The organism is Rhodovastum atsumiense, assembly GCF_937425535.1.
GTDB classification, from domain to species: Bacteria; Pseudomonadota; Alphaproteobacteria; order Acetobacterales; family Acetobacteraceae; genus Rhodovastum; species Rhodovastum atsumiense.
This window is the reverse complement of the sequence record NZ_OW485601.1, coordinates 2,661,156-2,673,870: the sequence shown is the minus strand read 5'-3', so window position 1 is coordinate 2,673,870 and position 12,715 is coordinate 2,661,156. Positions and strand designations below refer to the sequence as shown.

The following is a 12,715-nucleotide window of genomic DNA, read 5'->3' as shown; positions in this document are numbered from 1 at the left end:
CCTTGCCCCGGCCCCGCGCCGGGGCGGCCGCCTCGTCACAAGCCGGCGCCAGGGCATTTTCCGTGCGCGAGAGCGGCCGGAAAATGCTCTAGAGTATGCGCATGAGCACCGATCCCATCCTGCAGGACGCCTGGCGCCGCCTCGCGACGCTGGCCGCCCGCCCGGATGCGCAGCGCATCCGCCCGCTCTTCGCCGCCGACCCGGAGCGCGCGCGGCGCTTCACCGTGGCGCTGGACGACCTGACGGTGGATTTCTCCAAGACCTCCATCGACACCGAAGCGCTGGTCGCCCTGCTCGACCTCGCCCGGGCCGGCGGGGTGGAGGGGTTCCGCGCGCGGCTGTTTGCCGGCGAGCCGGTCAACATGACCGAAGGTCGCGCCGCCATGCACATGGCCCTGCGCGCGCCCGCCGGCACCACCCTGAAGGCGACGCTGCCGGGCGGGGTGGACGACGCCAGCGCGCTCGCTTTGGCCGAGCGGAAGCGCATGCAGGCCTTCGTCGCCCAGGTGCATGACGGCGAGCTGCGCGGCGCCACCGGCCAGCCTTTCGACACCGTGCTCAACATCGGCATCGGCGGCTCCGACCTCGGCCCGCGCATGGCCAGCGAGGCGCTGACCCTGGCGCATGGCCCGAAGCTGCGGGCGCGCTTCCTCTCCAATGTCGACGGGCACGGCTTCGCCGCCCTGGCACGGGAGCTGGATCCGGCGCGCACGCTGGTACTCGTCGCTTCCAAGACCTTCACCACGCAGGAAACCGCGACCAACGCCCAGGCGGCGCGGGCCTGGATCGCCGGCGCGCTCGGCGAGGCGGCGGTGGGGTCGCATTTCGCCGCGCTGTCGACCAACCTGAAGGCGGTCGGCGCCTTCGGCATCGCGCCGGAGCGGGTGTTCGGCTTCCGCGACTGGGTGGGCGGGCGCTATTCGCTGTGGTCGCCGGTCGGGCTGTCGATCGCGCTCGCGGCCGGCTGGGACGTGTTCCAGGCGATGCTGGACGGCGGCCACGCCATGGACGAGCATTTCCGCAGCGCTGATTTCGCCGTCAACCTGCCGGTGTTGCTGGCCCTGGTGGGGATCTGGCACGTCAACGCGCTGGGGCTGCGCACCCATTGCGTGCTCGCCTATGACGAGCGGCTGCGGCGCTTCCCCGCCTATCTCCAGCAGTTGGAGATGGAGAGCAACGGCAAGTCGGTGCGGCTGGACGGCACCCCGGTCGCAGGCCCGACCTGCCCGGTGCTGTTCGGCGAGCCGGGTACCGACGCGCAGCACAGCTTCATGCAGTTGGTGCACCAGGGTACCCAGGCGATCCCGGTGGATTTCCTGCTCGCCGCCCGGCCCGACCACGACCGGCCGGACGCGCACCTGATCCTGGCCGCCAATGCCTTCGCCCAGGCCGAGGCACTGCTGCGCGGCAAGACCCGCGACGAGGTCGAGGCGGAGATGCGCGCCAAGGGCGTGCCCGAGGCGGAGATCGCCCGGGTGGCACCGCACCGCGTGTTCAGCGGCGACCGGCCGAGCACGACCATCCTGTTCCGCCGCCTCGACGGCTTCACCCTGGGACGGCTGATCGCGCTGTACGAGCACAAGGTGGCGGTGCAGGGCGCGCTGTGGGGCATCAACAGCTTCGACCAGTGGGGCGTGGAGCTGGGCAAGCTGCTGGCCAGCGGCATCCTGCCCGAGCTGAAGCCCGGCGGGCAGCCCGGCACGCATGACGGCTCCACCACGGCGTTGCTGACCCGGTTCAGGGAATTGCGCCAGGAGAGCTGAACCGGCCGGTCAGCCGGGCCTGGCCAGGATCGTGGTCCCGGCCTCGCCGCGGCTGAGGGCGAAGGACGCGGCCGTGTAAGGGCCGGCGAAGCGCAGTTCGCCCAGGCGGGTGCCGTCGTGTTCCAGCCTGAGCACGCCCGCCCGCCTGTCGCCGCGATAGCTGATGGCGGTGACATCCAGCCCGATCAGGTCGATTCGCTCCTGTTCGACGTGAGCCGCGCCCGGGGCGGTGCCGAAGCCCCGGATCAGGGCGCGGAATGCCGGCAGGTCGGCGATGCGCAGATCGCCGCCGCCGTTGAAGGTGACCACCTGTCCCGGGCCGACCGCCCGGTTGGCGGTGACGCTGGCGCCTTCGGGCAGGCCGTTGAGGAAGCCCGGCGCTTCCAGGCGGATCTCGCCGATGCCGATCACCTCGGTGTTCAGCACCGTGCTGCCACCCGCGTCGATCCGGCCGAGATTGACCAGCCGCGCGTCGGCGGACTGCGCGTCGATCCAGAGCCGGCCGGCGGCGCTCGTGCGCAAGGTGCCGGCATTGACGAACACGCCCGCGACCGGGCCGCCGCCATCCGGCCGGGTTCCGTCCACGATCTGCACCTGCATCGTGGGATGGCTCTGACCGTCCACGGACGCCGCATCGGCGGTGGCGGCGAAGGTGCCCAGGTTGATGTTCCAGCCGGCGGCGCGGACGATCCCGCCAGCATTGCGGATGGCCACGGGAATGCCGTCGAAGGTCTCGATCGTGCTGTCCCGCCCGATGATCGTGCGGGTCATGTGCAGGACCGGCACGATCATCCCGCCCGCCACGAACTGCCTGACACCGGCGAGCCGGGTATCGGACAGGCTGGTATTGCCGGCCGTGGTGGTGACGGTGAGCGTCCGCCCCCAGTGCCGCAGCGCCGCCTGGAACGAGGCGAGCGCATGTGCCACGTCCGTGGTCGCGATTCGGGCTGTCTCCGGCATCAGGCCGCTCCGGGAGGGAAAGCACCGGGTTTTACCGTGCCCCCGTCCGACCGGCCCGCTCCGCAACGGTCCGGGACAGGACGGTATGGGAATCGCAGTACCTCAGCGGCATATCTGAGGGCATGGATTCCATCGCCGGCCGCATCCGCCTCCTGCCCGAAACCACCGTCAACCGCATCGCCGCCGGCGAGGTGATCGAACGTCCGGCGGCGGCGGTGCGCGAGCTGGTGGAAAACGCGCTGGATGCCGGCGCCACCCGCATCAGCGTCGCCATCGACGGCGGCGGCATCGACCGCATCGAGGTCGCCGATGACGGCATCGGCATGGGACCGGAGGAACTGGCGCTGGCGGTGCTGCGCCATGCCACCTCCAAGCTGCCGGACGACGACCTGACCCATATCGCCACGCTGGGCTTCCGCGGCGAGGCGCTGCCCTCGATCGGGGCGGCGGCGCGACTGGCCATCACCTCCCGCCCGCGCGGCGCGGAGGCTGCGACGATCCAGGTCGAGGGCGGGCAGGTGGGCGAGGTACGGCCGACCTCCGGGGCCCCCGGCACCAGGGTGGTGGTGCGCGACCTGTTCTACGCCACCCCCGCCCGCCGCAAATTCCTCAAATCCGCCCGCACCGAGGCCGATGCCGCCGAGGCGGCGGTGCGTCGGCTCGCGCTCGCAGCGCCCCAGGTGGCGATGCGCTTCGAAAGCGATGGCCGCGTCGCCTTCGACCTGCCGGTGCAGGACCGCGCCGCCCGCGTCGCCGCGCTGCTCGGCCCGGACGCGGCGGCGGCGCTGCTGCCGGTGGAGCTGGCACGCGGGTCGCTGCGGCTCTCGGGCTTCGCCGCCGCCCCCACGGTGACGCGTGCCACCGCCGCGACGCAGGCGCTGGTGGTGAACGGCCGGCCGGTCGCCGACCCGGTGCTGCGCACCGCCGTGCGCGTGGCCTATCGCGACGTCATCGCCTACGGGCGACATGCGGTGGTGGCGCTGTTCCTGGAGGTCCCGCCCGAGGATCTCGACGTGAACGTGCACCCGGCCAAGGCCGAGGTCCGCTTCCGCGAGGCCGAGTCGGTGCGCGGGCTGGTGATCTCGGCGCTGTCGCGCGCCCTTGCCGGCGGCGCCGGCTTCGCCATGACGCCGCTGGAGCCGCGGCCGGCACCGCCGCCGCCGATCCTGCCGCATTCCGGCCGCCCGTGGCTGAACCTGACGCCGGGCGGAGCGCCGCGCGCCGCACCGGCGGTCGCCGGGCTCGCCGAGGTCGGCCTGCCGCTCGGCGCGGCTCCGGCCGCACGCGTGCCCGACCCCGCCCCGGAGCGCCCCGCCGAACAGTTTCCGCTGGGCGCGCCGGTGGCACAGGTGCTCGACACCTATGTGCTGGCAGTCGCCGCCGACGGCGCGCTGGTAGTGGTGGACCAGCATGCCGCGCATGAGCGCCTGACCCACGAGACGTTGCGGGGACAATTGCTGCAGGGCGGGGTGCGCACGCAGCCGCTGCTGCTGCCCGCCGTGGTCGACCTTGCCCCGGCCGATGCGGCACGACTGCTGGCGCGGGCCGAGGAGCTGGCGCGGCTGGGACTGGAGCTGGAGGCGTTCGGCCCCGGCGCGGTGCTGGTGCGCGCCTTGCCGGCGGCGCTCGGGGCGCCGGATCCGGCGCCCTTGCTGCGCGACCTCGCCGACGAGCTGGCCGAGATGGACGAGACCACGGCGCTGGAGGCGAAGCTGGACGCGGTGGTGGCCCGGCTGGCCTGCCATGGCAGCATCCGCGCCGGGCGCCGGCTGACCCTGCCGGAGATGGACGCGCTGCTGCGCCAGATGGAGGCGACGCCGCGGGCCGCCACCTGCAGCCATGGCCGGCCGACCTACCTCAAGCTCAGCCGCGCCGAGATCGAACGGCTGTTCGGCCGGCGCTGACCGGCCGCCCCTCCCCCCTCTCCTCCCTGCCCCACAGGACCAGATGCCCGACACGCCCCGTTACGATCCCTTGCGACATCGCGACCTCGAGCAGATCGCGCTGCTCTGGCTGCGCTGCGCCAAGGTGCTGATGCAATCCGGCAGCCGCGCGGCGGTGGTGCATGAATGGGGGGCGATGCTGGCGGACGGGCTCGGGGTGAAGCTGCTGGGGCTGCGGGTCGGCTATGCCTCGATCAGCATCACCCTCGGCAGCGGCGGCAACACCATCACCCGCATGATCACGGTGGACCGCCACGGCGTGAACCAGCGGCTGAACGACGGCGTGCGCCACCTGGTGACCGACGCGCTGCGCCGCGGCCAGACGGTGCCCGAGATCGAGGCAAGGCTCGACGCGCTGCTGCGGCACACGCCGCATTACCCCGCCTGGATGGTGGCGGTGGCGGTGGGCCTGGCCTGCGCCGGCTTCAGCCGGCTGCTGGGGGCGGACGCGCACAGCTTCCTGCCGGTGCTGCTGGCCGGCGGCATCGGCCAGTACGTGCGGCACCTGCTGCTCGGCGCCGGCACCAACATGTTCGTGGTGGCGACGGCCATCTCGCTGCTGACCGCCTGCCTGGGCGGGTTGGGCGCGAAGCTGGCGGGCAGCGCCACCGTCGACCTGGCGATGTTCGCCTCTACCCTGCTGCTGGTGCCCGGGGTCGCGGCGACCAACGCCCAGGCCGACGTCATGGACGGCTATCCGACGCTCGGCAGCGCCCGCGCGGTCTCGGTGCTGATGGTGATGGCTTTCGTGGCCACCGGCATCTGGTTCGCCCGCATCCTGCTGGGGGTCGCGGCATGACCGCGACCCTGGTTTACGTGCTGCATCAGGCCGCCTTCGGCGCGATTGCCGCGGCGGGTTTCGGGGTGCTGTTCAATTTCCGGCCGGTCTCGCTGGCCTGGTGCGCGGCGAGCGGCGCTGCCGCGCTGGCGGTGCGCACGCTCGGGCTGCAGGTGGGCTGGAGCCTGGAAGCCGCTTCCTTCACCGCGGCCAGCACGGTGACGGTTGCCGCCGTGGCGCTGCTGCGCCAGGACCGCGGCCCCAGCGCGAGCGCGGTGGCGGTGGCCGGCTGCATTCCCATGGTGCCGGGCGCGTTCTTCGCCCAGGCCCTGCTCGGGTTGTTCGCGCTGACCGCGCCGCAGGGCGCCCCGGAAGGACCGACCGTCGTCGCGACCCTGGCGTCCATGCTGCGCGTGGTGTTCACCCTGGCCGGGATCGGCGCCGGGATCGCCATCCCCCTGCACATCCTCCGCCGCCGCGAGTTCTGACCGGGCGCTGCGTGGCAGAAAACCGTAGGGCGGATAAGCGAAGCGCAATCCGCCATCGCACCCATCCGCGAGGTGATCGCCTTGCGTTGGCGGACTGCGTCCGCCCCACATCTCATTCCCCGGCGGCGCGCCAGATGCTGAGGCGGGCCGCCCCGTGGATACGCTCAGCCAGGGGCTCCCCGCTCAGCGGCAGGTCCTCGTCGCGGCCGGTTTCCGCCACCAGCAGCGTGTCGCCGGCGATCCAGCCGGCGCGGCGCAGGGCCGCGACGGCCTGCGGCACCAAAGACTGGTGATAGGGCGGATCCAGGAAGACCAGGGCGCAGGGCGTGCCGGGCGGCGGGCGGGTCGCGTCTGCGAGCAGGATCGTGGCGCGATCCTCGGCGTGGAAGCCGGCAACATTGGCGCGCAGCGCGGCGATGGCGGCCCGGTCGCGGTCGAGGAAGGTGGCATGGCTGGCGCCGCGCGACAGCGCCTCCAGGCCGAGTGCGCCGGAGCCGGCGAAGGCATCCAGAACAGGCCGGCCGACCAGGGCGTCACGCCCGGCCCAGGGCGCATGCATCAGCATGTCGAACAGGGCCTGGCGGACACGGTCGGCAGTGGGACGGGTCACGGCGCCCTGCGGGGCGACGAGGCCGCGTCCGCGGAAGGCGCCGGAGATGATCCTCATGGGGTGCGGTCGGCCGGGATCTGCTCGCGCAGCACCTTGGCGGGCACTTCCTCGACGGCGCCGCGCTCCAGCAGGCCGAGCTGGAACGGGCCGTAGCTGACCCGCAGCAGGCGCGAGACCTGCAGTCCGAGATGTGCCATCACCTTGCGGACCTCGCGGTTGCGCCCTTCGCGCAGCCCGATCGTGAGCCAGGCGTTGTCGCCCTTGCGGCTGTCCAGCCCGGCCTCGATCGGACCGTAGCGCACGCCATCGACGGTGACGCCGCGGGCGAGCCCGGCGAGGGCGCGCTCGTCCACCACGCCGAAGACGCGCACGCGGTAGCGGCGGATCCAGCCGGTGGCCGGCAGTTCCAGCCGGCGGGCCAGGGCGCCGTCATTGGTCAGCAGCAGCAGCCCCTCGCTGTTGAGGTCGAGCCGGCCGACGCTGATCACCCGCGGCAGATGCGGCGGCAGCTTCTGGAAGATGGTGGGACGGCCCTCGGGGTCGCGATGCGTGGTCATCAGCCCGGCGGGCTTGTGGTAGCGCCAGAGCCGGGTGCGCTCCGGCGGCTCGACCAGCGCGCCGTTGACCACCACCAGGTCGCCCGGGACGATGAAGGTGGCGGGATGGGTGATCACCACGTTGTTCACCCGCACGCGGCCTTCGGCAAGCAGTCGCTCGGCGTCGCGCCGGCTGGCAACCCCGGCGCGGGCGAGCCATTTGGCGATGCGCTCGCCGTCGGGGCGGGTTTCGGAAGTTTCGGTCATGCGGCGGCGCCGAGCAGGGCGTCGAAGATACGGCGGTCGCCGGGATCGATCAGGTATTCCGGGTGCCACTGCACGCCGAGGCAGAAGCGGAAACGCGGATCCTCGATGCCTTCGATGATGCCGTCGGGGGCGGTGGCATCGATCACGGCGTGCGGCCCCGGGCTGCGTACGGCCTGGTGGTGGGACGAATTCACCTGCATGCTGGCGGCGCCGACGATGCGATGCAGCAACGTGCCCGGCAGGATGGCGACCTCGTGGCCGGGTTCATGGCGGGGATTGGGCTGCTCGTGCGCCAGGGCGCCGGGCACCGCGTCGGGGATGTGCTGGATCAGCGTGCCGCCGAGCGCCACCGCCAGCAATTGCTGGCCGCCGCAGATGCCCAGCACCGGCATGCCGCGATCGAGCGCGCCGCGCACCAGCGCCAGTTCCGTGGCGGTGCGGCCTTCCTTGAGGATGACGGTGGCGTGCCGGTCGGCTTCCCCGTACAGGGCGGGGTCGACGTCGAAGGCGCCGCCGGTGACCACCAGGGCGTCGATCGTATCGAGCAGGTCGCCCGCGAGCGCGGGGAGATGCGGCAAGGCCAGCGGCAGGCCGCCCGCGCCGGCGATCACGTCGGTGTAGTTCGTACGAAGCGCGTACCAGGGATATTTCGAGTAGCTGCCTGGCTGCTCGGAATCCAGCGTGACGCCCACCCGGGGCCTGCGGTGCGTGGTCATGACGCCCTTGCTAGCCTTCGGCGGTGATTGCGGGCAAGAACCGCGCATGCATCCGACCGAAGCGAGTCCGATGGAGCTGGCCTTGCGGGAAGCCCGCGCCGCCGCCGCGCGCGCCGAGGTGCCGGTGGGGGCGGTGGTGATCGGCCCGGACGGGGCGGTGCTGGCGCGGGCGGGCAACCGCACCGAGGAACTGGCCGACCCGACCGCGCATGCGGAGTTGCTGGCGCTGCGGGCGGCGGCGGCGGCGCGGGGGGAACCCCGGCTGCCGGATTGCGACCTGGTGGTGACGCTGGAGCCCTGCCCGCTCTGCGCCGCCGCGGCGGCGATGTTCCGGGTGCGGCGGGTGGTGTTCGGCGCCTACGACCCCAAGGGCGGCGGGGTGGAGCATGGCCCAAGGATCTTCGCCGCTCCGGGATGCCTGCACCGACCCGACGTGATCGGGGGGGTGCGGGAGCGCGAGGCGGCCGCGCTGCTACGGGATTTCTTCCAGGGCCTACGGACCGGGTGAGTTCTCAGTTACACATGTATGCCGAAATCGCGGCGCTGGGGTGCCCGCGGACTCTCCGATCCGTGCAGGCCGGTCGTCTTGGCGCCAGGGCCGGGCGCTCCTAAGTTACGGCTTCAAGACAGCCTGTCGGTCGCAGTCTCTCCAGAACGGGAACCGCTGCTCGTCGGGGTCGCCGTCGCGGATGGAGGGATTATGAAGCGTGTCGTCGCGGTGCTGGCCATGGTCATGGCCGGTCTGGTGCCTGTTGCCCAGGCCCAGCCCATCACCGGAGCGGGCGGCACCTTCCCGGCCCCGATTTATGCCAAGTGGGGCGAGGCCGCCAGGGCGGCCACCGGCATCGAGCTCAACTACCAGGCGATCGGCTCGGGCGGCGGGCAGAACCAGACGCTCAACGGCACGGTCGATTTCGGCGCCTCCGACGCGCCGATGGACCCGGAGGCGCTCGCGACCAACAACCTGCTGCAGTTCCCGACCGTGATCGGGGCGGTGGTGCCGGTGATCAACCTGCCCGGCATCGCGGCGAACCAGGTGAAGCTGACCGGCGAGTTGCTGGCGGCGATCTATCTCGGCAAGGTCACCAAGTGGAACGATCCGCAACTCGCCCGGCTCAATCCGGATCTGACGTTGCCCAACCTTGCGATCGCGCCGGTGTACCGCGCCGACGGCTCGGGCACGACCTTCGTGTTCACCTCCTACCTGTCGGCGGTTTCGCCGGACTGGAAGACCCGGGTGGGGGCCAGCACCAGTGTGCGCTGGGTGGCCGGCCACGGCGCGCGCGGCAATGACGGGGCGGCCGCCACCGTCAAGCTGGTGCGGGGCAGCATCGGCTACGTGGAGCACGCCTACGCGGCCCGCGGCCAACTGACGACCACGCAACTGCGCAACAAGGCCGGGGCTTTCGTCGCGCCCACCCCCCGGAGCTTCACCGCGGCCGCCGACGCCGCCGACTGGGCGCATGCCCCGGGGCTCGCGGTGAACCTGATCGACACCGCCGGCGCGGCGTCCTGGCCGATCGTGTCCCCCACCTTCGTGCTGGTGCCGAAATCCCCGCGCAACCCCACCCGCGTTGCGGAGGTGCTGAAATTCTTCGACTTCGCCTGGCGCAGCGGCGGCGAGTCGGCACGCGACCTGGACTACATCGCCCTGCCCGCGGCGGTGCAGGACGCGGTGCGCACCGCCTGGCGCGCCGAGCTGCGCGCCGAAGACGGCACACCGCTGTACCAATAGGTCAATCAGGCCGGCAGCGCGCGCCAGCCGATGTCGCGCCGGCAGAACCCTTCCGGCCAGTCGAGCGCCGCCACCGCTTCGTACGCCGCATCGCGCGCCGCCCGCAGATCCGCCCCGGTGGCGCAGATCGTCAGCACCCGCCCGCCGCTGGCGACCAGCTTGCCGTCCAGGCGCTGCGTACCGGCGTGGAACACCCGCACCCCCGGCACCGCGGCGGCGCGCTCGATGCCCCGGATCTCGGTGCCCTTCACCGGCTCGCCGGGATAGCCGCGCGCGGCCATCACCACTGCGATCGCGGCCTGGTCGTGCCAGCGCAGGTCGAAATCGGCGAGTTCCCCGTCACAGGCGGCCTGCAGCGCCGCCAGCAGGTCCGATTTCAGCCGCAGCAGCAGGGTCTGGCATTCCGGATCGCCGAAGCGGGCGTTGAACTCGATCAGCTTGGGCCCGTCGGCGGTGAGCATCAGCCCGGCGAACAGGATGCCACGGAACGGCGTGCCCTGGGCGGCGAGTTCGGCCAGCGCGGGGCGGATGATGCGTTCCATCGCCGCCGCTTCCAGCGCCGGCGGCAGCGCGGGCGGCGGTGAATAGGCGCCCATGCCGCCGGTATTGGGGCCGGTATCGCCATCCCCCACCCGCTTGTGGTCCTGCGCCGCGCCGAGCGGAATCGCGTGGGTACCGTCGCACAGGGCGAACAGGCTGACCTCCTCGCCGACCAGGCATTCCTCGATCACCACCGAGCGGCCGGCCTCGCCCAGCGAGCCTTCCTCCATGAAGGCGGCGATGGCGGCTTCGGCCTCGGCCACGCTTGCCGCCACCACCACGCCCTTGCCGGCGGCGAGCCCGTCGGCCTTCACCACGATCGGCGCGCCGCGCAGCCGCACGAAGGCGCGGGCGGCCTCGGCGTCGTCGAAGCGCTCCCACAGCGCCGTCGGGATGGCGGCGGCGTCGCAGAGCTCCTTGGTGAAGCTCTTGCTGCCCTCGATGCGGGCGGCGGCGGCCGAGGGGCCACAGCAGGCGATGCCTTCCAGGCCGAGCGCGTCGGCAAGCCCGGCCACCAGCGGCGCTTCCGGGCCAGGCACCACGAGATCGACCTGCTGCTCTTTGGCGAATCGCACCAGGGCGGCGATGTCGAGCACGCCGATCGGGACGTTCTCGGCGAACTCGGCGGTGCCGGCATTGCCGGGCGCGCACCACAGCTTCGTCAGCAGCGGACTGCCGGCCAGCGCCCAGCAGAGCGCATGTTCCCGCCCGCCCGATCCAACCACCAGCACGCGCATCCCGCAGCCTCCTTCAGTTGGGCGGGCGTCTAGCATAGGGTGCCCCGATGGGCGAAACGCGACTCCTGCCGGCCGGCAACATCCCGGAATACAGCGTCTCGGAGATCTCCGGGGCGGTGAAGCGCACCCTGGAAGGGGCGTTCGGCCGCGTGCGGGTGCGCGGCGAGATCACCGAGCTGAAGCGCTATCCCTCGGGGCACATCTATCTCTCCCTGAAGGACGAGGGCGGCAAGATCGCCGCCGTGGTCTGGAAATCCTCGGTGCCGCGGCTCGGGCTGGACCCCGAGAACGGGGTGGAGGTGATCGCGCAGGGCCGCATCACCGCCTATGGGGAACGGTCCACCTACCAGCTCATCATTGAGCGGATGGAATACGCCGGCGCCGGCGCGCTGCTCGCCCGCATCGAGATGCTGCGGCAGCGGCTGGCCGAGGAAGGGCTGTTCGCGCCGGAGCGCAAGCAGCCGATCCCGCTGCTGCCCCGCGTGGTGGGGGTGGTGACCAGCGAGCGCGGCGCTGTGATCCAGGACATCCGCACCACCATCCTGCGCCGCTTCCCGCGCCCGATCCTGCTCTGGCCGGTGCCGGTGCAGGGCGAGGGCGCGGCGGCGCAGATCGCCGCCGCCATCCGCGGCTTCGACGCGCTGCCCGAGGGCGGCACGGTGCCGCGGCCGGACGTGCTGATCGTGGCGCGCGGCGGTGGCAGCCTGGAAGACCTGATGGCCTTCAACGAGGAAGTGGTGGTGCGTGCCGCGGCGGAATGCCGCATCCCGCTGATCTCGGCGGTGGGACACGAGACCGACACCACGCTGATCGACTTCGCCTCCGACCGGCGCGCCCCCACCCCGACCGCGGCGGCCGAGCTGGCGGTGCCCTCGCGCACCGAACTGGCGGCCGATCTGGCGCAGAAGGCGGCGCGGCTGACCGGGGCGCTGAACCGGCTGGCGCAGGAGCGCCGGCTGCGGCTGCAGCGGGCCGAGCGCGGCCTGCCGGACCTGCCCTCGCTGGTGGGGGTGGCGCGGCAACGGCTGGACGACCGCGCGGTGCGGCTGGGACTGGCGCTGCCGAACTTCCTGGCGGCGCGGCGCGCGGGGCTGGACCGCAGCGCCGCGCGGCTGCCCGATCTGGCGGCGATGCTGCGGGAACGGCGCGCCGCGCTGGAGGAACGCGGCCGGCGGTTGCTGGTGGCGCTGCCGGCACTGGTGGCGGGGCGGCGCGCGGCGCTGGTCGATGTGGAACGGCACTTGCCGCCGCCGAAACAGATCACCGAGGCGCGGCAGGGCGCGGTGGCGCTGCTCGGGCAGCGGCTGCGGGCGGGGCTGCAGCACAGCACCGCGCAGCGCCAGCAGGCAGGGGCACGGGTGATGCCCCGGCTGAGCGTGGCGTCGATCCGTGCCAGCCTGCGCGAGATGCGCTCACGGCTGGACGGGGTGGCGGGGCGGCTGGAAGCGGTCTCGCCCGAGGCGGTGCTGGCACGCGGCTACGCGCTGGTGTTCGACCGCAAGGGAACGCCGGTGACCTCGGCCGTTACGGTGAAGCCGGGGACGGAGCTGCGGCTGCACTTCGCCGACGGTGATGCGAAGGTGACGGCGGAAGGCGGGCGCAAGACGCGGCAGGGCAGCCTGCCTTTGTGACGCGCCTCCCT

The 12,715-nt window shown here is 72.8% G+C and carries 12 protein-coding genes; 7 read left to right on the top strand and 5 right to left on the bottom strand.

Translation table 11 applies throughout. The features are described from left to right. The first annotated feature begins 101 nt into the window (after nucleotides 1-101). Nucleotides 102-1,763: a glucose-6-phosphate isomerase gene (gene pgi / locus NBY65_RS12200; RefSeq protein WP_150041502.1), complete on the top strand. Its 1,662-nt coding sequence runs from the start codon at nucleotides 102-104 to the stop codon at nucleotides 1,761-1,763. 9 nt (nucleotides 1,764-1,772) lie between these two features. On the opposite strand, the gene NBY65_RS12195 is transcribed toward pgi, so the two are convergent. Beyond that, nucleotides 1,773-2,723, bottom strand: a complete 951-nt coding sequence (locus tag NBY65_RS12195) for a hypothetical protein (protein WP_150041501.1) — start codon at nucleotides 2,721-2,723, stop codon at nucleotides 1,773-1,775. 122 nt (nucleotides 2,724-2,845) lie between these two features. Between NBY65_RS12195 and mutL the strand changes: the two genes are divergently transcribed. The 3 genes from mutL to NBY65_RS12180 are packed head-to-tail and all read left to right on the top strand — an operon-like array spanning nucleotide 2,846 to nucleotide 5,932. Next, complete coding sequence (gene mutL / locus NBY65_RS12190) at nucleotides 2,846-4,627, top strand: DNA mismatch repair endonuclease MutL (protein WP_150041500.1); 1,782 nt, start codon at nucleotides 2,846-2,848, stop codon at nucleotides 4,625-4,627. A 43-nt stretch (nucleotides 4,628-4,670) separates the two neighbouring features. Then, entirely contained in the window at nucleotides 4,671-5,465 is a 795-nt protein-coding gene (locus NBY65_RS12185) for a threonine/serine exporter family protein (protein WP_150041499.1), read from the top strand. After that, nucleotides 5,462-5,932 (top strand): threonine/serine exporter family protein, encoded by a 471-nt coding sequence (locus NBY65_RS12180; RefSeq protein WP_150041498.1) that lies wholly within the window; start codon nucleotides 5,462-5,464, stop codon nucleotides 5,930-5,932. The genes NBY65_RS12185 and NBY65_RS12180 overlap by 4 nt, the downstream gene beginning before the upstream one ends. Before the next feature lie 112 nt (nucleotides 5,933-6,044). Here the strand turns inward: NBY65_RS12180 and rsmD are convergent, their stop codons facing one another. From rsmD to NBY65_RS12165, 3 genes are read right to left on the bottom strand one after another with little or no spacing between them, the layout of a single operon-like run. Next, entirely contained in the window at nucleotides 6,045-6,599 is a 555-nt protein-coding gene (gene rsmD, locus NBY65_RS12175; RefSeq protein WP_150041497.1) for a 16S rRNA (guanine(966)-N(2))-methyltransferase RsmD, read from the bottom strand. After that, nucleotides 6,596-7,345, bottom strand: a complete 750-nt coding sequence (locus NBY65_RS12170) for a pseudouridine synthase (protein WP_150041496.1) — start codon at nucleotides 7,343-7,345, stop codon at nucleotides 6,596-6,598. The genes rsmD and NBY65_RS12170 overlap by 4 nt, the downstream gene beginning before the upstream one ends. Beyond that, the gene (locus tag NBY65_RS12165; protein WP_150041495.1) at nucleotides 7,342-8,061 is read right to left on the bottom strand and encodes a gamma-glutamyl-gamma-aminobutyrate hydrolase family protein; all 720 of its coding nucleotides are present in this window, start codon (nucleotides 8,059-8,061) and stop codon (nucleotides 7,342-7,344) included. Before NBY65_RS12165 ends, NBY65_RS12170 begins: the two co-directional genes overlap by 4 nt. A 46-nt stretch (nucleotides 8,062-8,107) precedes the next feature. Here NBY65_RS12165 and NBY65_RS12160 point away from each other — a divergent pair, with 46 nt between their 5' ends. Together NBY65_RS12160 and pstS are read left to right on the top strand one after the other, a co-directional pair. Further along, nucleotides 8,108-8,569, top strand: coding sequence for a nucleoside deaminase (locus tag NBY65_RS12160; RefSeq protein WP_239002826.1), 462 nt, complete (start codon nucleotides 8,108-8,110; stop codon nucleotides 8,567-8,569). A 192-nt stretch (nucleotides 8,570-8,761) separates the two neighbouring features. Further along, a complete protein-coding gene (gene pstS / locus NBY65_RS12155) occupies nucleotides 8,762-9,796 on the top strand; it encodes a phosphate ABC transporter substrate-binding protein PstS (protein WP_150041494.1) in 1,035 nt (344 codons plus the stop codon). 5 nt (nucleotides 9,797-9,801) lie between these two features. Here pstS and purD read toward each other — a convergent pair whose 3' ends face one another. Continuing rightward, a complete protein-coding gene (gene purD / locus NBY65_RS12150) occupies nucleotides 9,802-11,073 on the bottom strand; it encodes a phosphoribosylamine--glycine ligase (protein WP_150041493.1) in 1,272 nt (423 codons plus the stop codon). 47 nt (nucleotides 11,074-11,120) lie between these two features. Here purD and xseA point away from each other — a divergent pair, with 47 nt between their 5' ends. Then, complete coding sequence (gene xseA / locus NBY65_RS12145; protein WP_250265666.1) at nucleotides 11,121-12,704, top strand: exodeoxyribonuclease VII large subunit; 1,584 nt, start codon at nucleotides 11,121-11,123, stop codon at nucleotides 12,702-12,704. The last annotated feature ends 11 nt before the right edge of the window (nucleotides 12,705-12,715 follow it).

Coding starts and splice junctions, on each gene's coding strand:
- pgi (WP_150041502.1), top strand. CDS start 102: ATGAGCACCGATCCCATCCTGCAGGACGCCTGGCGCCGCCTCGCGACG.
- NBY65_RS12195 (WP_150041501.1), bottom strand. CDS start 2,723: ATGCCGGAGACAGCCCGAATCGCGACCACGGACGTGGCACATGCGCTC.
- mutL (WP_150041500.1), top strand. CDS start 2,846: ATGGATTCCATCGCCGGCCGCATCCGCCTCCTGCCCGAAACCACCGTC.
- NBY65_RS12185 (WP_150041499.1), top strand. CDS start 4,671: ATGCCCGACACGCCCCGTTACGATCCCTTGCGACATCGCGACCTCGAG.
- NBY65_RS12180 (WP_150041498.1), top strand. CDS start 5,462: ATGACCGCGACCCTGGTTTACGTGCTGCATCAGGCCGCCTTCGGCGCG.
- rsmD (WP_150041497.1), bottom strand. CDS start 6,599: ATGAGGATCATCTCCGGCGCCTTCCGCGGACGCGGCCTCGTCGCCCCG.
- NBY65_RS12170 (WP_150041496.1), bottom strand. CDS start 7,345: ATGACCGAAACTTCCGAAACCCGCCCCGACGGCGAGCGCATCGCCAAA.
- NBY65_RS12165 (WP_150041495.1), bottom strand. CDS start 8,061: ATGACCACGCACCGCAGGCCCCGGGTGGGCGTCACGCTGGATTCCGAG.
- NBY65_RS12160 (WP_239002826.1), top strand. CDS start 8,108: ATGCATCCGACCGAAGCGAGTCCGATGGAGCTGGCCTTGCGGGAAGCC.
- pstS (WP_150041494.1), top strand. CDS start 8,762: ATGAAGCGTGTCGTCGCGGTGCTGGCCATGGTCATGGCCGGTCTGGTG.
- purD (WP_150041493.1), bottom strand. CDS start 11,073: ATGCGCGTGCTGGTGGTTGGATCGGGCGGGCGGGAACATGCGCTCTGC.
- xseA (WP_250265666.1), top strand. CDS start 11,121: ATGGGCGAAACGCGACTCCTGCCGGCCGGCAACATCCCGGAATACAGC.